The following is an 18759-nucleotide window of genomic DNA, read 5'->3' on the forward strand; positions in this document are numbered from 1 at the left end:
TGCCGGAAAAGTTGCAGGTATGTGACGAACCCCTCAATACCTTAGTAACGGAATCGGTTATTACGCTGATAAGTGGGCAGTTTTGGCGATTTAATCGCCCGTATTACCCACACCACGGCAACCGCCAGCAGGAGCCACGGCAGCAGCTTAATCGTCAGGGCAAACAGGCCGCCGATAAACATCACCACCGTCGCCACGACGAGTGCAGCCAGAATGCCGAGCAGCGAAACGCCCGTCACCATCAGCATCATAAAAAAGCCAATCACAAAAAGCAGTTCTAACATGGTTCTCTCCCACGCGTTCCCGAATATTACCGTCATCATTACAAGAAACGTGCCAAAACTAACCCATTGTTCTAAAAGCAAAACGCCCCGCAACGTTGTGCAGGGCGTGGTGAATTTGACGAACTTTTAGCGAAATTTAGCGCTTATCGGCAACCAGGCGCAGCGCGTGTTCAAGCACCTCGATGTCCGCGCCCGCCTTGTGCGCGTTCTCGCTGAGGTAGCGACGCCACTGGCGCGCGCCGGGAATGCCCTGGAACAGGCCGAGCATGTGGCGGGTGATATGGCCGAGATAGGTGCCGCCGCTCAGCTCGCGCTCAATGTACGGGTACATGGCGCGCACCACGGATACGGGGTCAGTATCAGCGCCCTCGACGCCATAGATTTCGCGATCGACCGTCGCCAGAATGCCCGGGTTTTGATACGCCTCGCGGCCCACCATCACGCCGTCCATGTGCGCCAGGTGCGCTTTGGCCTCTTCAAGCGATTTAATGCCGCCGTTAATCGACATCGTCAGATGCGGGAAGTCGCGCTTCAGCTGATACACGCGCGGGTAGTCCAGCGGCGGGATCTCGCGGTTCTCTTTCGGGCTCAGGCCAGAAAGCCAGGCTTTACGCGCGTGGATGATGAACATCTCGCACTCGCCCTTCCCTGAAACCGTGTTGATGAAATCACACAGAAACGCGTAGCTGTCCTGGTCGTCAATTCCGATGCGGGTTTTCACCGTCACCGGAATGGACACCACGTCGCGCATGGCTTTGATGCAGTCTGCCACCAGCTGCGCGTTCCCCATCAGGCACGCGCCGAACATGCCGTTTTGCACGCGGTCGGACGGACAGCCGACGTTAAGGTTGATCTCGTCATAGCCGCGCGCTTCCGCCAGCTTCGCGCACTGCGCCAGGGCCGCCGGATCGCTGCCGCCGAGCTGCAGCGCAACCGGATGCTCTTCTTCGCTATATGCCAGATAGTCGCCCTTACCGTGAATAATCGCCCCGGTGGTCACCATTTCGGTGTACAGCAGCGTGTGGCGGGAGAGCTGGCGCAGGAAATAGCGGCAGTGTCTGTCCGTCCAGTCGAGCATCGGCGCAATGGAGAAACGGTGTGCAGGGAAAGCGATCTGGGATTCTGACGACATGGCGAAGTTTTAAGCATCTGGTGGAAAAGGGGCGCTACTATAGCACAGGCTCAAAAAGGATACGATTCGGCTTGATGTGATATCAAAAAATGATATCATCACGTTTAACTTTGGCGGGGAAGAAAATTTAAATGGAAGCTATCAAAAATGAAAACACTGAACGCCCGCCACCACAAAACATTGCAGCTCATTTTTTCGTTACCAACACCCAGCTCGCTTGAATGGCGAAAAATCGAAGCGCTTTTTGTCGCGCTGGGCGCGAAAGTCTCTGAAGGGAATGGTTCAAGGGTCAGGTTTGAAATTAATGAGGTTGTGGCTTCGTTTCATCGCCCCCATCCGGATAAAGAAGCGAAGGTTTATCAGGTTCGCGACGCGATGGCGTTTCTCATCGCCGTAGGAGTATCACCATGATTAACACCATGACTTATAAAGGCTATGCCGCAAAAATTGATTACAGCGATGAAGATCTGTGCTTCGTGGGGCATGTTGCGGGCATAAGGGATGTTATCGGTTTTCACGCCGATAACGTCGCTGAACTGCGTAAAGCGTTTGAGGAAGCGGTAGATGATTATCTCACTTACTGCGCTGAGCAGGGTCGAGAACCTCTTCGTCCGGCAAGCGGAAAAATCAGCCTGCGCATCTCACCCGAAATACATTCCGCGATTAACATTGCGGCTGAAGTTTCCGGTAAAAGCGTAAACCAATGGATAAGCGATACGCTGACCAAAGCAGCGCATGGATAAGAAAAGGGCACCCAAGATGGTGCCCTAAATAGTTAAAACGTCATGCTGAGCTGCGCGCCTGCGCCCCAGGTTTCGTCTTCCCCGTACAGGCCCATCAGGTCTACGTGAACCGTGTTAAACGGCGCGAAGCCGAGGCCGCCGGTAAAGACGTTGCTGTCGTTTCCTTTCATATCCGCACGGAAACCGGCGCGCACGGCCAGCCAGCTAAGCGGCGTGATCTCGGCACCGACGCCCGCGTACTGCGAGGTATCTTCGCTCTTGAAGCCTTTGGTTTCGGTGAGATCGCCGTCGGCGGTTAAGGTGACGAGATCGTTGTGCCAGGCCGCACCGGCGGTCACCAGCGGACGGATCTGATAGGTATCTTTATAGCTCACCACCTCGCCCGTGCGCCCGTTGCGGATACGGACATCTTTTGTATCGATATCGCGCGACATCAGGTTTTGCCCGCTCACGCCCACCGTCCAGTGTTCACCGAAATCAGCAGCGATACCGGCGTCAACGTTAAAGCCCGTATCGTCAGTGCGGTAGCGACTGTCGTTCCATTTATTGCTGTCGTAATCGTAAATGGACGTGGTGTAGTTGTAGACCCAGGTTTTCTGCAGCTTCGGCGTCACGCCCACGGATACCGGCACGCCCCCCAGGTCAAACTGACGGGCAACGGCAATGCCGTAGTCGGAGACAATCGCCGCCCGGCCAGACGCCGTTGAGTTGAGGTTTTTGGTAATTTGGTCCGTGCCGTTGAGCGCAGCATCCAGCGCCACGCCGGCCGCCACAAGATCGCTGTTTTGAATACCGCGCAGGTAATCAATATCCTGCGGATCGATTGAGGAGCTGACTCGCCCGTGGGCATAGCCTTTCGCCATAAAGGCCACGGACAGCACATCGTTAGGGATACTCACCGCAATGCCCGCGCCCGCCGTGGCGCGTGCGGTCTTGCCTTTAAGATAGTCCAGTTCATCAGCGAGATCTTTCGCCGCGCCCTGGAACTGGTTTATTGACCCCAGCGGATTGGTAATAATTTCGCCGGGCGTGAGCCCGTCAATCACATCCTGATAGTGATTGATTTTGTCGTTGATATTATCAATCTCGTCCTGAAGATTATCCTTGTCGGTTATCTGAGCGCCGACTGAAGGCAAAATTACCGTCACATCATCATCAGGCTTCGCCTTAGCCAGCAGCGCCGGGTTGATTAACGCCCCGCTGCCGTAGCTGCCCGCCGCAACGCCCGTGCCGCCCATCGCGTCGCTGCGCGCTTCCGTCCAGGTATTGGCCGCTCCCGCCTGATTTGCCATAAACAGGGAGACAGCAATGCTAACCACCGAAAATTTAAAATGTTTTTTCACAGTATGCTCGTCATAAATTTTGTTATGAAATTACCCCTGTCTGTTATCACCCAGACAGGGACGAACTATTGCTGTGAATAAGAACGAAAAGACCCGCTATTTCCCTAAGTTAAATTTCCCGTGTGGCCTGTTGTAATATGTGACGGCCCTCAATATTTATAGAAGAGGAAATTATTTTCGCCCAGGTTTTCCGTCGTGCGGGCCAAAAAACTGGGGAGGATGGTCTACCCAGCGGTCCTCACGCGTTGCCGCGTACACCGGGTTCAGCGGGTAGTAAATACGGTTGTGTTTTTTGTTCGCTTCGCCAACCACCAGCAGGCGAACCTCTTCGTCGGTGTTATTGATAAAGGTGTGGCAAACGCCCGTTCCGGCAGGAAATCCTACGCTATCGCCCGGCTCCAGCTTCCACAGATAGCCGTTGATCCAGGCTTCGGGATAGCCCTCCAGCACGTAGATAAATTCCTCTTCATCGCTTTCGGCATGAGGATAAGAGGTGCGTCGGCCGGGCGGAAGACGTTCGTGATGGATACCCATTCGCCTCAGCCCGAGCTGGCGCGCCAGCGGTGCGCCAATGGCAAAACGCTCGTTGCTGTCTGGATAGGTGGAATCATCTGCGCCTTCTACGTCGCGCCAGTGTCGAATACAGTCAGGTCTTTTCATCGTTCGCTTCCCGGAATGTGATGCGTCAGGTATAGCACAGCCCGGCGGATCTCGGCGTTTTAAGCAGAACATGATAAAGTGAGACTTTCTCACTTACGTCATCCGAGGTGCTTAATGGATAAGACCACAACGCAGGAGCTGTTAGCGCAAGCGGAAAAGCTCTGTGCGCAACGCAATGTGCGCCTGACCCCGCAGCGCCTTGAGGTGCTGCGTCTGATGAGCCTGCAGCAGGGGGCCATCAGCGCCTACGATCTGCTCGACCTGCTGCGCGAGAGCGAGCCGCAGGCGAAACCGCCGACCGTTTATCGGGCGCTGGATTTTCTTCTGGAACAAGGGTTTGTGCATAAAGTTGAATCGACGAACAGCTACGTCCTGTGCCACCTGTTCGATCAGCCAACCCATACGTCGGCGATGTTTATCTGCGACCGCTGCGGCGCGGTTAAGGAAGAAGGTGCGGAAGGCGTGGAAGACATTATGCAATCGCTGGCGGCAAAAATGGGCTTTGCCCTGCGGCATAACGTGATTGAAGCGCACGGCCTGTGTTCGGCCTGCGTGGAGGTGGAGTCCTGTAAGCATCAGGATGCCTGCCAGCACGACCACACAATCCTGGTAAAGAAAAAGCCGCGCTAAGGCAAAAGAAAAGGCGGCTTAGCGCCGCCCTCTGCCAGTACATCCTTGTACCTGCGGGTTTACCGGGTTACCAACGGTAGTCGTTGCGGGTTTCCCAGTCTTTCACTTCGGTTTCAGCCTGATCTTTCTCGTAGCCGTAACGTTCCTGAATTTTGCCGACAAGCTGATCGCGCTTACCTTCGATGACGGTCATGTCGTCGTCGGTCAGTTTGCCCCACTGTTCTTTCGCTTTACCTTTAAACTGCTTCCAGTTGCCGCCGATTTCGTCTTTATTCATAATCGTGTCCTCGTGTTAAGCGTCAATGAGTTTCGTCCGTCACGTACTTTCTGCTGGACGTATTAATTATTGTAGTTAAGGATTCGGAGGTCATTTTCATATTCAGAATCTTTAACCATCGCGACGATTACGAAGACACAAACCAGGTGTCGTTACGCCAGTGGCGATGCCAGATAAAGGCCAGCGACAGCCCGCGCAGAGAGAGGAAAACGGCCAGCGCGAGCCACAGCCCGTGGTTGCCCAGATACGGAACGGTGAGCAAGGTCAGGCCAAACCCGACGGCCGCCACCGCCATGCTGTTGCGCATTTCAGCCCCGCGCGTTGCCCCGATGAACATGCCGTCCAGCAGATAACACCACACCCCCACTACCGGCAGCACCGCCTGCCAGATCAGGTAATGACCGGCAAGCTCGCGCAGCGCGGGCAGCGAGGTAAGTAAGGCAACGATTGACTGGCCGAAACCGGCGTAAATCACGGCGAACGCGAGTGCGACAAGGCCTGCCTGACGACAGGCGGCGCGCCAGACGTCGCGTAGCTGGCCGCTTTTTCCTGCGCCATAGGCCTGACCGGAGTGCGCCTCAACGGCGTAGGCAAAGCCGTCCAGCGCATAGGCGGTAAAGGTCAGCAGCGTCATCAGAACCGCATTGACCGCGACAATCTCAGGCCCAAGCCGCGCGCCGTAAACGGTCAGCGCGCCAAAGCACAGCTGTAGCAGAAGCGAGCGCAGCATGATGTCGCGGTTTAGGGCCAGCAGCCTGCGAATATTGCCGCGCCAGGCCTTTTTCAGCAGCGCAACCGGGATCCCGCGCATCGCCAGCACGCGCCAGACCATCCCTAATCCGATGAGAAGCGTGCCATACTCCGCCACCACCGTTGCCAGCGCCGCCCCCTGCACGTTCATGTGCAGGCCGATGACCAGCCACAGGTCGAGGACGATATTAAGCAGGTTGCCCACCACCAGCAGGATCACCGGAGCGCGGGCGTACTGAACGCCCAGCAGCCACCCAAGCAGAACCAGATTGGCCAGCGACGCGGGCGCGCTGAGCCAGCGGATCGCCAGAAAACGCCTGGCCTGCTCCAGCACCGCCTCGCTGCCGCCCACGATATGCAGCGCCAAATCGATGAGCGGTGTACGCAAGAGGACGATCGCTATTCCCGCGCCCAGCGCCAGGATTAACGGCTGCACCAGCGCGCGCGCCAGCCGCAGCGGGTCTTTCGCGCCATACGCCTGCGCCGTCAGCCCGGTGGTGCTCATGCGCAAAAAGAGCAGCAGCATAAAGAGGAAGCTGGTCGCCGTTGCGCCAATCGCGACGCCGCCCAGATACACGGGCGAGTCAAGATGGCCAATCACCGCCGTATCAACAAGCCCCAGGAGAGGAACGGTGATATTGGAGAAGATCATCGGCAGCGCAAGACGCCACAATGCTTTATCGGAAGCCGTCAGCAGAGACATGGGAAAATACCGGGGACGATAATACGAAACGGGCCGCGGAGAAACCGCAGCCCGTCAGGAAGAGATTACAGCCATTCGCCGTTGCGGATAACGCCAACCGCCAGGCCTTCGATCGAGAAGCTCTGCTCGCGCAGGTCTACCACAATCGGCGTGAATTCGTTGTTTTCCGGCAGAAGCTGCACGGTGTTGCCCTGTTTTTTCAGGCGCTTAACGGTCACTTCGTCATCAATACGCGCCACAACAACCTGCCCGTTGCGCACGTCCTGCGTCTTGTGAACGGCCAGCAGATCGCCGTCAAGAATGCCGATGTCTTTCATCGACATCCCGCTAACGCGCAGCAGGAAATCAGCGCTTGGCTTAAACATACCCGGGTCGACCTGATAATGGCCTTCAATATGCTGCTGCGCCAGAAGCGGCTCACCTGCCGCAACGCGGCCAACCAGCGGAATACCCGTCTCTTCTTCGACGAGCAGACGAATACCGCGAGACGCGCCGGAGACGATCTCAATCACGCCTTTACGTGCCAGCGCTTTCAGGTGTTCCTCGGCAGCGTTTGGAGAACGGAAGCCCAGACGCTGCGCGATTTCCGCACGCGTGGGTGGCATACCCGTCTGGCCGATATGATCCCGGATGAGATCAAACACCTCTTGCTGCCTGGTCGTTAACGCTTTCATTCCGCCCCCTGGGTGTATATACAGTTATGCTGTGAGTATATACAGTCAAAGGCGAATTTGGAACCAAAAACTGCACAAAAAACCAGGGACTTAATTATTCCTCGAGGCTCATCGGAAATGCGACCAAAGCAGCGTGACCCAGGTTATCGCCGCAACGATAATCGCCAGCAGTACGGCAGCGGATCCCATGTCTTTTGCGCGTCCGGAAAGCTCGTGGAAATCGGAACCGATGCGGTCAACCACCGCCTCAATAGCGCTATTGAGAATTTCCACTATCATCACCAAAAGCACCGAACCGATGAGAAGTACGCGGGTTATCGCATCAACGTCAAGGAAACAGGCGACAATAACCGCGACGATAGCGGCAATGCCCTCCTGGCGGAAAGCAGCTTCATTGATCCACGCGGCACGGAAACCTTTCCATGAATAGCCCGCGGCTTTGATGATTCGGGTGAACCCAGTGGTATTATTGGCCATTAAAAGAACCTTTTATTGGAAAGAGCGTCAGTCACTATACACAAGATCGTCCATGCCGCTTTCATGCAGCATGCAGGATGAAGTATATGTAGCCGCAGCCACTATGCTGCCGCCTGAAGTCTGACGGGTAACAACAGAAATTTTGCGCGCTTTCTGTTATCCTTGCGCCGCAATTGCATTATTAACCAGAGGCTTTACATCGTTTATGTCCGGCTGGCCACGAATTTACTACAAATTACTTAATTTACCATTAAGCGTACTGGTAAAAAGTAAGTCTATCCCAGCAGAACCCGCGCTGGAATTAGGGCTCGATACCTCGCGCCCGATTATGTACGTTTTGCCTTATAACTCGAAGGCTGACCTGTTGACGCTTCGCGCGCAGTGTCTGGCGCACGATCTGCCCGACCCGCTTGAACCGCTGGAAGTCGACGGTACGCTGCTACCGCGCTACGTGTTCATCCACGGCGGGCCGCGCGTGTTCACCTATTACACGCCGAAAGAAGAGTCCATCAAGCTGTTCCACGACTATCTCGATCTGCACCGCAGCAATCCCGATCTGGACGTGCAGATGGTGCCGGTCTCCGTGATGTTTGGCCGCCGACCGGGCCGCGAAAAAGGCGAAGAGAATCCGCCACTGCGCATGCTTAACGGCATCCAAAAATTCTTCGCCGTCTCCTGGCTGGGGCGCGACAGCTTCGTGCGTTTCTCCCCGTCCGTTTCGCTGCGCCGTATGGCGGACGAGCACGGCACGGACAAGATCATCGCGCAAAAGCTCGCGCGCGTGGCGCGCATGCACTTCGCGCGTCAGCGTCTCGCCGCGGTGGGCCCTCGCCTGCCTGCGCGCCAGGATCTGTTCAACAAGCTGCTGGCCTCTAAGGCGATTGCCCGCGCCGTCGAAGACGAAGCGCGCAGCAAGAAAATTTCCCACGAGAAGGCCCAGCAGAACGCTATCGCGCTGATGGAAGAGATCGCCGCGAACTTCTCCTACGAGATGATTCGCCTGTCTGACCGCATTCTGGGCTTCACCTGGAACCGGCTCTATCAGGGGATCAACGTCCATAACGCCGAGCGCGTGCGCCAGCTGGCACACGACGGCCATGAGATTGTCTACGTGCCTTGCCACCGCAGCCACATGGACTACCTGCTTCTCTCCTACGTGCTTTACCACCAGGGGCTGGTGCCGCCGCACATCGCTGCCGGTATTAACCTGAACTTCTGGCCAGCAGGCCCGATCTTCCGCCGCCTGGGCGCGTTCTTTATTCGTCGAACCTTCAAGGGCAACAAGCTCTACTCGACCGTCTTCCGCGAATACCTTGGCGAGCTGTTCAGCCGCGGCTATTCCGTAGAATACTTCGTCGAAGGTGGCCGCTCGCGTACGGGTCGTCTGCTCGATCCGAAGACCGGCACGCTGTCGATGACCATTCAGGCGATGCTGCGCGGCGGTACGCGGCCCATCACGCTGGTGCCAATCTACATTGGCTATGAGCACGTGATGGAAGTGGGCACCTATGCGAAAGAGCTGCGCGGAGCCACAAAAGAGAAAGAGAGCCTGCCGCAGATGCTGCGCGGCCTCAGCAAGCTGCGCAACCTGGGCGAGGGCTACGTGAACTTCGGCGAGCCGATGCCGCTGATGACGTACCTGAATACCCACGTGCCCGAGTGGCGTGAATCCATCGATCCCATCGAGGCGGTGCGTCCAGCGTGGCTGACGCCGACCGTCAACGGCATTGCGTCAGAGCTGATGGTGCGTATCAACAGCGCCGGTGCGGCCAACGCCATGAACCTGTGCTGCACGGCGCTTCTGGCCTCTCGCCAGCGCTCGCTCACACGCGAGCAGCTGACCGAGCAGCTCGATTGCTACCTGGACATCATGCGCAACGTGCCGTACTCCGTCGATTCAACCGTTCCTTCTGCCACCGCCAGCGAGCTTATCGACCATGCGCTGCAGATGAACAAGTTTGAAGTCGAGAAAGATACGATCGGTGACATCATCATTCTGCCGCGCGAGCAGGCGGTGCTGATGACCTACTACCGCAACAACATCACGCATATGCTGATGCTGCCGTCCCTGATGGCCGCCATTCTGACCCAGCACCGCCGCATTTCGCATCAGGAGCTGTTACGCCACATTGAAGCCATCTATCCGATGCTGAAAGCGGAGCTGTTCCTGCGCTGGAGCAAGGACGAGCTGGCCGTCGAGCTGGCGAAGATGACGGAAGAGATGTGTCGTCAGGGGCTGATTACGGTTAATGAGAACGAGCTGCTCATCAACCCGTCACGCTCCCGCACTCTGCAGCTGCTGGCCGCCGGGGCGCGCGAAACGCTGCAACGTTACGCCATTACCTTCTGGCTGCTGAGCGCGAATCCGTCCATCAACCGCGGCACGCTGGAAAAAGAGAGCCGGACGCTGGCGCAGCGCCTCTCCGTTCTGCACGGTATCAATGCTCCTGAGTTCTTTGATAAGGCGGTGTTCAGCTCGCTGGTGCTGACGCTGCGTGACGAAGGGTTCATTAGCGACACGGGCGACGCCGAGCCGGAAGAGACGATGAAGATCTACCAGATGCTGGCAGAGCTGATTACCGCCGACGTGCGTTTAACGATTGAGAGTTCGACGCAGGGCGAGTGATGCCCTCACCCCGGCCCTCTCCCACGGGGAGAGGGAGAAAACAAAACGGCAGCCATTCGGCTGCCGTACTTTTATGAAAAGTAGCTCATCGCCAGCCCCAAGAACAGCACCAGGCCCACGTAGTTATTGTTCATAAACGCCTTGAAGCACGCTTCGCGATCCCGCTTCGCAATCAGCTTTTGCTGGTACGCAAACAGCAGCCCCGCCACCAGCACGGACCAGTAAAACTCCCAGTTCAGGCCGTTAAGGCGACCGATGGCCACCATCAGCGCCAGCACCGCCACCTGCAGAATACCGATGATCAGCTTGTCCTGACGCCCGAACAAAATCGCCGTCGACTTGATTCCAATCTTCAGATCGTCGTCGCGGTCAACCATCGCATATTGCGTATCGTACGCCACGGCCCAGAGAATGTTGGCCAGGAACATCAGCCAGCAGCTCAGCGGCACGGACTCGCTCACCGCGGCGAACGCCATTGGGATCGACCAGCCAAACGCGGCACCCAGCACCACCTGCGGCAGATGGGTGTAGCGCTTCATGAACGGGTAGACCCAGGCCAGCGCCAGCGCGGCTATCGAAAGCAGAATGGTCATGGTGTTAAGCGTTAACACCAGCAGGAAGGAGAGCAGCACCAGCACCACAAACAGCGTGCGGGCCTCTTTCTCGGAAACCTGACCGCTCGGCAGCGGTCGATGGGCCGTGCGCTTCACGTGCCCGTCAAACTTGCGGTCCGCGTAGTCATTGACCACGCAGCCCGCCGCGCGCATCAGCCAGACGCCCGCAACAAACACCGCCAGGATCCACAGCGGCGGTACACCCGGCGTGGCAACCCACAGCGCCCACAGGGTCGGCCAGAGCAGCAGCAGCGCGCCGATCGGTTTATCCGTGCGCATCAGGCGGTGAAAGGCCAGCAGCTTGTTCTGCGTCAGACTCCACTCCATTTTATCTTCCTCTTAGTACAGCGGCGATGCCGGTAAAAACAGTTCCGTCAGAATGAGCGGCTTGCCGCTCAGGCGAAGGCAGGAACGGCGCCCCCACAGATCGGCATCGCGACCAATCTCAATAAAATCTCGGGTAAGCTCGGATGAGGTGAAAAGATAGCGCCCCAGCGGCGTTTTTCCCAGCCGCTGCAGGGCAAGCTCGGGTCCGGAAAGGGTGGACTCAGGCACCACCGTCCGTCCGGCAAGCCACGGCTCGCCGTCGGCACAGAGCAGGATCTCGCGCAGCCAGTAGCGTTCTTCAGACGGCAGCAGCGGCAGCTCGCTGGCAATCTCATCGGACGTGACAAACCCTTCGCGGATCATCGTCACCGTGACCGTTTTGCCCTGTTGCTCAAAACGTTTTGTCATGGAATCTTCCAGCAGCAGCCAGTCGAGCTGCGCCGGGTCAAGCGCGGGTATGTGGTCTAAATAGCGCAGCGCACGCAATTGCGTTAGCGCGGGGTGTGACATGCCAGACTCTCCGATACATAACGTAATGGCATTGTATCGCAGAAACGCGGCTTGGGGGCGGTCAAACGTTATTTAACGATCACTATCGCAACAACGGTGCAACACGCACGGACGGCAGGAAAAAAAGTGCGCCCACTCAGGCGCACTAAAACTAACAAATCAGCACTGCGGGGAGACGATCACCCCTTGCCTTTTACACTGCTGATAAAGGTGGAACGGGCAGTGGTTGAACCTAAACGTTCGGCTTCATCAAGCAGCTTCAGCGCCTTATCGACATCGCCACGCTTCACGGCCTGCTTAATCGCGTTGTTGAAGTATGCTTCGGTATCGTTCAGTACCGGCTCCGCTTTCTTCGCCGGGGCTGCGGCTGGCGCGGCGGCGGCCGGTGCAGCAGCCGGTGCGGCGTAAACCGGTGCGGCAGTGTTGCCCACGGTCACAGGGCCATTGCCGGAGGAGCCAAACAGCGGGCCAACCAGCACGCTGGAGCCGCTGTTGGTTTTCACCTTCAGCTTCAGCGTCCCGTCGGTCACGTGGCGGGCAATCGGGTCCGGAATGTCAGGCACGGCGTTGCCGGTGCCCTTCGCGTAGGCTTTTGCCGGATCGAGCAATGTGGTGGTTTTCTGCAGATCCTGCTCGGTGGTAAAGACCAGCACGTAGAGCTTTTGCTGTCCCAGCGCAGGCGTCAGGCGCATCACCCCTTCCAGGCGGTCAGCGCTCATCACGCCCGGCTCTTGGTAGGTAAAGTATTCGCTCGGGAAAAACGCCGATGGCGTCATGTTCTGATCGAGAATCAGCACGTTCGGCGCAAACACGCTGGTTTGTTTGTTCACTTCGCTGGTAAGTGTTATAGCCAGTTCACCAATGTTGGCCGGAACGCTATAGGCGGCAACCGGACCGGTGATGCCCGGCACGTTCAGCTGCTGGCCGCCCGTTGAAAGCTGGGTGGTCTGCGTTTTGGACTGATCCACCGGCGTCCAGGCGAGCTGCTGCAGTGCCGCGGCAGGAATAGCCGGTGCGGAGGTCGTGTTTTGCGGAACGAAGTTCACGTCAGCCAGCGTCACGGCAGGTGCGCTCGCCAGCAGGCCAGCGGACAGGCAAAGGGCAAGGAGAGTCTTGTTCATTTTCATTGTTATCACCTCAGAAAGCACGGGTTCAGCGGTAGCCAGGCAATAGCGCGCTGCCCCAAGGATTGAGGGGCTTTCGCCCCTCAGTTTGGTCATTACGTCAGGTTAAGACGGGATTACCACCAGATTTCCATCTGGGCGCCGAAGGACCACTCGTCGCTGTCGCCGCGGCCGAAGGAACCGCCGTTGAAGCCATCTTTAACCGCTTTACCGAAGTTAGGGTTATTTCCTGGGTTGCCGTTGTAGTCGTAGCCCCACTTCTCATCCCACTTCGCGTAGGTTGCGAAGACGCGGATAGCCGGACGAGACCAGATGCTGTCGCCAGCCTGCCACTGTTGTGCCAGGGTGATTTTGTACTGGTTGTTGGTATCGCCAGTTTCCTGGGATTTCACGTTGTCGTAGCCCACTTCCAGCAGGGTGCTCATGATTGGCGTCCATTTGTACATTGGACGTACGCCCACGGTCCACCACTTGGTGCCGTTGTTGTTATCCCAGTCGATGTCCTGATACATACCGACGTACATCAGGTCCCAGCTATCGCCCAGGGAGATTGCACCGTGGTCGAGGATACGCAGCAGGCTGCCGTTGTTGTTGATGTCATACGCAAAGCCGCTATTGCCATCGATGCCTACGCCAGAACCCTGAGACAGGCCTTTACCCTGAGAGGTCATGGAGTCGGTGGCGTACTGCACCACAAACTTGTTGTAGCCTTTCAGCATGCTCTGGGTGTGTTCAGCGGTGAACATCCAGCCGTCTTTAGACGCGCCGTCAACCAGACGATAGTCGTCACGCGGGTTGGCACGGCCGTAGTCAACGCCCAGCTCCAGGGTGCCGCCCGGGTTCACTTCCATCTGCGCTAAACGCACGTCAAAGACGTCGTTCGCGGTGCGCGTGGTGTAATCATAAATGCTGTTGCTGGCGAAGGAGGAAGAGCCGCCCGCTTCAGAAGAACGGGTTGCTGCCAGAGAGAGTTTACCGAAGCCGACGTCGATGTTTTCCAGACCCGCACCAGGACCAGAGATATCCCAGTAGTAGAAGTCGATCATGTGAACGTCGTGACGCTGATAGAAGCGCTTACCGGCCCAGATGGTGGAGCCCGGCAGCCATTCAATCAGGTTTTTACCCTGCACGTTAGCTTCACGGAACGCGGGATCGGTCGCTTCCCAGTCATTCTGCTGCGCCACGGAGTACGCGACGTTAGTATCGAAGTAGAAGCTCTTATCGCCTTCTTTCCATACTTCCTGGCCCAGCTTCAGTTCTGCATAGGTTTCACATTCGTTACCGAGACGGTATTTACTTTGTGCACCCGTTGCCTGGAAACATTGTTGTTCGCCGCCACTTCCCGTCCAGCCAATGCCGGAACGAGCGTAACCGTGGAAATCAACTGCCAGCGCCTGAGCAGACATTACGCCCGCTGCGACGGCAACTGCCAGTGGAAGTTTGCGCAGAGTAATCATCATTCTATCTCCTGAGATCATTGCTTTTCTTTGAACACTTCACCTGTCGGCTTCGTGTTTTCTTTTGGGATTGCTTAAACGCCTGGCTCTATATGCAGCCGACGACATGCGGTGCCATCCTCACGGAACAGATGGCAGCGCTCTGGCGGCAAGCCGATAGCGAATTTGGCACCCTCTTCTACCAACACCACGTCATTCTGGCGGTAGACCAGGTTCTGACGGATGGCGGGGATCTGGATATGAATCTGTGTTTCGTGACCAAGCTGTTCGACGACCTGAACTTCACCTTCGAGGGTCACATCCGCGATGTGGCTCGGCAGCAGGTGTTCCGGACGAATGCCGAGGGACATATTTGCCCCGACCTGCACGTTCGCGCTGTCCACCGGGAGCCAGACCTGCTGGCGGTTTGGCAGCTCGACCTGCACCTGTTCAATCGCCGTTGCGGTCACTTTGACGGGCAGGAAGTTCATTTTCGGCGAGCCAATGAAGCCCGCAACGAAGCGGTCTGCCGGGTAGTGATACAGCTCCAGCGGTTTGCCGACCTGCGCCACGCGGCCGGCGTCCAGCACCACAATTTTGTCGGCCAGGGTCATCGCCTCGACCTGATCGTGGGTGACGTAAATCATCGTGCGGCCAAGACGCTTGTGCAGACGGGAAATTTCGATACGCATCTGGACGCGCAGGGCGGCATCCAGGTTGGAAAGGGGTTCATCGAGCAGGAACACGCGCGGCTCTGCCACCAGCGTACGGCCAATCGCCACGCGCTGTCGCTGGCCACCGGAGAGCGCTTTCGGCTTGCGCTCCAGCAGATGCGCCAGCTGTAACACCTCGGCGACCTGGGTCACGCGCTGGTTGATAACCTCTTTCTTCGCACCGGCCAGCTTGAGGCCAAAAGACATGTTTTCGGAAACGGACAGGTGGGGATAAAGCGCATAAGACTGGAACACCATGCCCACGCCGCGCTCGGCAGGCGGGATGTCGTTCATACGGGTTTCACCAATAAACAAATCACCGCTGGTGATCGTTTCAAGACCGGCAATCATACGCAGCAGAGTAGATTTACCACAGCCTGAAGGACCGACGAACACCACGAACTCACCTTCGTGGATGTCCAGATTGATGTCTTTCGACACCACTACGTCGCCCCAGGCTTTCGTTACATTACGCAGCTGTACGCTCGCCATGCCCTTCTCCCTCGTTACAACCTGTCACCGACAGAAACATTCAACATAAGTTCACTATGCGTCTTCCATTACTTTCGTGAATCCTCCACCCCCTGGCTTTTTCATGGGGGAGGAGGCGGGAGGATGAGAGATGACGCTCTGCGACCGCAGCGGGCGGGCTGAGGCGAAAATCGTGAAGCGGCCTGCAAAATTCAGTGGGGTTTTATGTGCGCCACCACTCATAACTTAAATTTATGTTACAGAGATCACACAAACGGGGGGTGGGGCGTAGGGGCCGGGAGGATGGAAAGAGGATGTCAAATAAGGAGACTGAGCCACGTTGAACCACCTCATGTATCCACGAGCACATCACCAAAAAGGATGGCAGATATGAAGATCAAGACTGGCGCACGCGTTTTCGCATTGTCCGCCCTGGCAGCAATGATGATTTCCGCACCGGCTCTCGCCAAAATTGAAGAAGGTAAGCTGGTTGTCTGGATTAACGGCGACAAAGGCTATAACGGCCTGGCCGAAGTGGGCAAAAAATTCGAGAAAGACACCGGTATCAAGGTCACCGTTGAGCACCCTGACAAGCTGGAAGAGAAGTTCCCGCAGGTCGCGGCAACGGGCGACGGCCCGGACATCATCTTCTGGGCGCATGACCGTTTCGGCGGCTACGCGCAGTCTGGCCTGCTGGCAGAAGTCACGCCGGATAAAGCCTTCCAGGACAAGCTGTTCCCGTTCACCTGGGACGCCGTTCGCTATAACGGCAAGCTGATTGCTTATCCAATTGCCGTTGAAGCGCTGTCGCTGATTTACAACAAAGACCTGGTGCCTAACCCGCCGAAAACCTGGGAAGAGATCCCGGCGCTGGACAAAACGCTGAAGGCGAAAGGCAAATCGGCCCTGATGTTCAACCTGCAGGAACCGTACTTCACCTGGCCGCTGATTGCTGCCGACGGCGGTTACGCCTTCAAGTTTGAAAACGGCAAATACGACGTGAAGGACGTCGGCGTGGACAGCGCGGGCGCGAAAGCGGGCCTGACCTTCCTGGTAGACCTGATCAAGAACAAACACATGAACGCGGATACCGATTACTCCATCGCGGAAGCGGCGTTCAACAAGGGCGAAACCGCGATGACCATCAACGGTCCGTGGGCCTGGACCAACATCGACAAGAGCAAAATCAACTACGGCGTGACGCTGCTGCCAACCTTCAACGGCAAGCCGTCTAAACCGTTCGTGGGCGTGCTGAGCGCGGGCATCAACGCCGCCAGCCCGAACAAAGAGCTGGCGAAAGAGTTCCTCGAAAACTACCTGCTGACCGATCAGGGTCTGGATGAAGTGAACAAGGACAAGCCGCTGGGCGCCGTGGCGCTGAAATCCTTCCAGGATCAGCTGGCGAAAGATCCGCGCATTGCGGCGACCATGGATAACGCCCAGAAAGGCGAAATCATGCCGAACATCCCTCAGATGGCCGCGTTCTGGTACGCCACCCGTACCGCGGTAATCAACGCTGCCAGCGGTCGTCAGACCGTCGACGCCGCGCTGAAAGATGCACAGGGTCGTATTACCAAGTAATGCCGTAGTTCCCTCTCCCTTTGGGAGAGGGTTAGGGTGAGGGTTGTCGCGATCCGCACGCCCTCACCCCGGCCCTCTCCCCCAGGAGAGGGAGAAAAGATCACACGTTGTAGAGGAAGAACCCCATGGATGTCATTAAAAAGAAACGCTGGTGGCAAAGCGACGCGCTGAAGTGGTCAGTGATTGGTCTGCTGTGTCTGCTGGTGGGTTACCTTGTTGTTTTAATGTACGTACAGGGGGAATATCTGTTCGCCATCATGACGCTGATTTTAAGCTCTGCTGGCCTGTATATTTTCGCTAACCGCAAGGCCTACGCCTGGCGCTATGTCTATCCGGGCGTGGCCGGGATGGGGCTGTTTGTCCTGTTCCCGCTGATCTGCACCATCGCCATTGCGTTCACCAACTACAGCAGCACCAACCAGCTCGCGCAGGAGCGCGCCACCCAGGTGCTTCTCGACCGGTCCTATCAGGCGGGCAAAACGTTTAACTTCGGCCTCTACCCTGCGGGTGACGCGTGGACGCTGGCGCTCACGGACCAGGAGACGCAGAAGGTGTTTATTTCTGACGCGTTTAAATTCGGCGGCGAGCAGAAGCTGGCCTTAAAAGAGGCGACCGCCCTGCCGGAAGGCGAACGCGCTAACCTGCGCGTCATTACCCAGAACCGTCAGGCGCTGACTCAGGTTACCGCCGTGCTGCCGGACGAGAGCAAAGTGACCATGAGCTCGCTGCGCCAGTTCTCCGGCACGCAGCCGCTCTACACCCTGGCGGATGACGGCACGCTCACCAACAACCAGAGCGGCGTGAAGTACCGTCCGAACAACGATATCGGCTTCTATCAGTCCATCACTGCCGACGGCAAATGGGGCGATGACAAGCTCAGCCCGGGCTACACCGTCACCATCGGCTGGGACAACTTTACCCGCGTGTTTACCGACGAAGGCATCCAGAAGCCGTTCTTCGCCATCTTCGTCTGGACCGTGGTCTTCTCGGTGCTGACGGTGATCCTGACCGTTGCCGTGGGCATGGTGCTGGCGTGCCTGGTGCAGTGGGAATCCCTGAAGGGCAAGGCGATTTACCGCGTGCTGCTGATTCTGCCGTACGCCGTGCCGTCGTTTATCTCGATTCTGATTTTCAAAGGGCTGTTTAACCAGAGCTTCGGTGAGATCAACATGATGCTGAGCGCGCTGTTCGGCATCAAGCCGGCCTGGTTCAGCGACCCGACCACCGCCCGCTCGATGATTATCATCGTCAACACCTGGCTGGGCTACCCGTACATGATGATCCTGTGCATGGGCCTGCTGAAGGCGATTCCGGACGACCTGTACGAAGCCTCGGCGATGGACGGCGCGGGTCCGTTCCAGAACTTCTTCAAGATTACGCTACCGCTGCTCATCAAGCCGCTGACGCCGCTGATGATCGCCAGCTTCGCCTTTAACTTTAACAACTTCGTGCTGATTCAGCTGTTGACCAACGGCGGCCCGGACCGTCTGGGCACCACTACGCCGGCGGGCTATACCGACCTGCTCGTGAGCTACACCTACCGCATCGCCTTCGAAGGCGGCGGCGGTCAGGACTTCGGCCTGGCGGCGGCGATTGCCACGCTGATCTTCCTGCTGGTAGGCGTGCTGGCGATTGTGAACCTGAAAGCTACGCGTATGAAATTCGACTAAGGAGGGCACTGAAT

Annotated in this window: 19 protein-coding genes; 6 read left to right on the plus strand and 13 right to left on the minus strand. The window is 57.3% G+C overall.

Annotated elements, in window-relative coordinates; genetic code table 11:
- Positions 1-41: 41 nt before the first annotated feature.
- Together pspG and dusA are read right to left on the minus strand one after the other, a co-directional pair.
- The gene (pspG, locus tag AB8804_RS13525; RefSeq protein WP_371186923.1) at positions 42-284 is read right to left on the minus strand and encodes an envelope stress response protein PspG; all 243 of its coding nucleotides are present in this window, start codon (positions 282-284) and stop codon (positions 42-44) included.
- Between the two features lie 136 nt (positions 285-420).
- Positions 421-1416 (minus strand): tRNA dihydrouridine(20/20a) synthase DusA, encoded by a 996-nt coding sequence (dusA, locus tag AB8804_RS13530; RefSeq protein WP_371186925.1) that lies wholly within the window; start codon positions 1414-1416, stop codon positions 421-423.
- A 147-nt stretch (positions 1417-1563) separates the two neighbouring features.
- Here dusA and AB8804_RS13535 point away from each other — a divergent pair, with 147 nt between their 5' ends.
- The gene (locus AB8804_RS13535; protein WP_371186927.1) at positions 1564-1827 is read left to right on the plus strand and encodes a type II toxin-antitoxin system HicA family toxin; all 264 of its coding nucleotides are present in this window, start codon (positions 1564-1566) and stop codon (positions 1825-1827) included.
- Positions 1824-2159 carry a type II toxin-antitoxin system HicB family antitoxin gene (locus tag AB8804_RS13540; protein ID WP_371186929.1) on the plus strand — a complete coding sequence of 112 codons (336 nt, stop codon included), beginning with the start codon at positions 1824-1826 and terminating at the stop codon, positions 2157-2159. The genes AB8804_RS13535 and AB8804_RS13540 overlap by 4 nt, the downstream gene beginning before the upstream one ends.
- Before the next feature lie 32 nt (positions 2160-2191).
- Here AB8804_RS13540 and AB8804_RS13545 read toward each other — a convergent pair whose 3' ends face one another.
- Together AB8804_RS13545 and AB8804_RS13550 are read right to left on the minus strand one after the other, a co-directional pair.
- Positions 2192-3451, minus strand: a complete 1260-nt coding sequence (locus AB8804_RS13545) for a conjugal transfer protein TraF (RefSeq protein WP_371187037.1) — start codon at positions 3449-3451, stop codon at positions 2192-2194.
- A 222-nt stretch (positions 3452-3673) separates the two neighbouring features.
- Positions 3674-4162, minus strand: a complete 489-nt coding sequence (locus AB8804_RS13550; protein ID WP_371186931.1) for a cupin domain-containing protein — start codon at positions 4160-4162, stop codon at positions 3674-3676.
- A gap of 114 nt (positions 4163-4276) precedes the next feature.
- On the opposite strand from AB8804_RS13550, the gene zur reads away from it, so the two are divergent.
- Positions 4277-4792 (plus strand): zinc uptake transcriptional repressor Zur, encoded by a 516-nt coding sequence (zur, locus tag AB8804_RS13555; protein WP_371186933.1) that lies wholly within the window; start codon positions 4277-4279, stop codon positions 4790-4792.
- Positions 4793-4859: 67 nt separating this feature from the next.
- Here zur and AB8804_RS13560 read toward each other — a convergent pair whose 3' ends face one another.
- The 4 genes from AB8804_RS13560 to AB8804_RS13575 form a co-directional block, all read right to left on the minus strand.
- Entirely contained in the window at positions 4860-5069 is a 210-nt protein-coding gene (locus AB8804_RS13560; RefSeq protein ID WP_042321172.1) for a CsbD family protein, read from the minus strand.
- Between the two features lie 127 nt (positions 5070-5196).
- Positions 5197-6522 carry an MATE family efflux transporter DinF gene (gene dinF, locus AB8804_RS13565; protein ID WP_371186936.1) on the minus strand — a complete coding sequence of 442 codons (1326 nt, stop codon included), beginning with the start codon at positions 6520-6522 and terminating at the stop codon, positions 5197-5199.
- Between the two features lie 65 nt (positions 6523-6587).
- On the minus strand, positions 6588-7196 hold the full coding sequence (gene lexA, locus AB8804_RS13570; protein WP_112012118.1) for a transcriptional repressor LexA: 609 nt from the start codon (positions 7194-7196) through the stop codon (positions 6588-6590).
- Between the two features lie 108 nt (positions 7197-7304).
- Positions 7305-7673: a diacylglycerol kinase gene (locus tag AB8804_RS13575; RefSeq protein ID WP_371186939.1), complete on the minus strand. Its 369-nt coding sequence runs from the start codon at positions 7671-7673 to the stop codon at positions 7305-7307.
- A gap of 205 nt (positions 7674-7878) precedes the next feature.
- Between AB8804_RS13575 and plsB the strand changes: the two genes are divergently transcribed.
- A complete protein-coding gene (gene plsB / locus AB8804_RS13580) occupies positions 7879-10299 on the plus strand; it encodes a glycerol-3-phosphate 1-O-acyltransferase PlsB (protein ID WP_371186941.1) in 2421 nt (806 codons plus the stop codon).
- A gap of 71 nt (positions 10300-10370) precedes the next feature.
- Here the strand turns inward: plsB and ubiA are convergent, their stop codons facing one another.
- The 5 genes from ubiA to malK all read right to left on the minus strand — a co-directional run bounded on the left by ubiA (position 10371) and on the right by malK (position 15515).
- Positions 10371-11240, minus strand: a complete 870-nt coding sequence (gene ubiA, locus AB8804_RS13585) for a 4-hydroxybenzoate octaprenyltransferase (RefSeq protein WP_371186943.1) — start codon at positions 11238-11240, stop codon at positions 10371-10373.
- Between the two features lie 12 nt (positions 11241-11252).
- The gene (gene ubiC, locus AB8804_RS13590; protein ID WP_371186945.1) at positions 11253-11750 is read right to left on the minus strand and encodes a chorismate lyase; all 498 of its coding nucleotides are present in this window, start codon (positions 11748-11750) and stop codon (positions 11253-11255) included.
- A gap of 179 nt (positions 11751-11929) precedes the next feature.
- Positions 11930-12877 carry a maltose operon protein MalM gene (gene malM / locus AB8804_RS13595; protein WP_371186947.1) on the minus strand — a complete coding sequence of 316 codons (948 nt, stop codon included), beginning with the start codon at positions 12875-12877 and terminating at the stop codon, positions 11930-11932.
- 113 nt (positions 12878-12990) lie between these two features.
- Positions 12991-14334, minus strand: a complete 1344-nt coding sequence (locus AB8804_RS13600; protein WP_371186949.1) for a maltoporin — start codon at positions 14332-14334, stop codon at positions 12991-12993.
- A gap of 71 nt (positions 14335-14405) precedes the next feature.
- A complete protein-coding gene (malK, locus tag AB8804_RS13605) occupies positions 14406-15515 on the minus strand; it encodes a maltose/maltodextrin ABC transporter ATP-binding protein MalK (RefSeq protein WP_371186951.1) in 1110 nt (369 codons plus the stop codon).
- 369 nt (positions 15516-15884) lie between these two features.
- Between malK and malE the strand changes: the two genes are divergently transcribed.
- Entirely contained in the window at positions 15885-17075 is a 1191-nt protein-coding gene (gene malE, locus AB8804_RS13610) for a maltose/maltodextrin ABC transporter substrate-binding protein MalE (protein ID WP_371186953.1), read from the plus strand.
- A 125-nt stretch (positions 17076-17200) separates the two neighbouring features.
- A complete protein-coding gene (gene malF / locus AB8804_RS13615; RefSeq protein WP_371186956.1) occupies positions 17201-18745 on the plus strand; it encodes a maltose ABC transporter permease MalF in 1545 nt (514 codons plus the stop codon).
- The last annotated feature ends 14 nt before the right edge of the window (positions 18746-18759 follow it).

The sequence above is a fragment of the Enterobacter sp. KBR-315C3_2022 genome (assembly GCF_041399425.1).
GTDB lineage: Bacteria > Pseudomonadota > Gammaproteobacteria > Enterobacterales > Enterobacteriaceae > Enterobacter.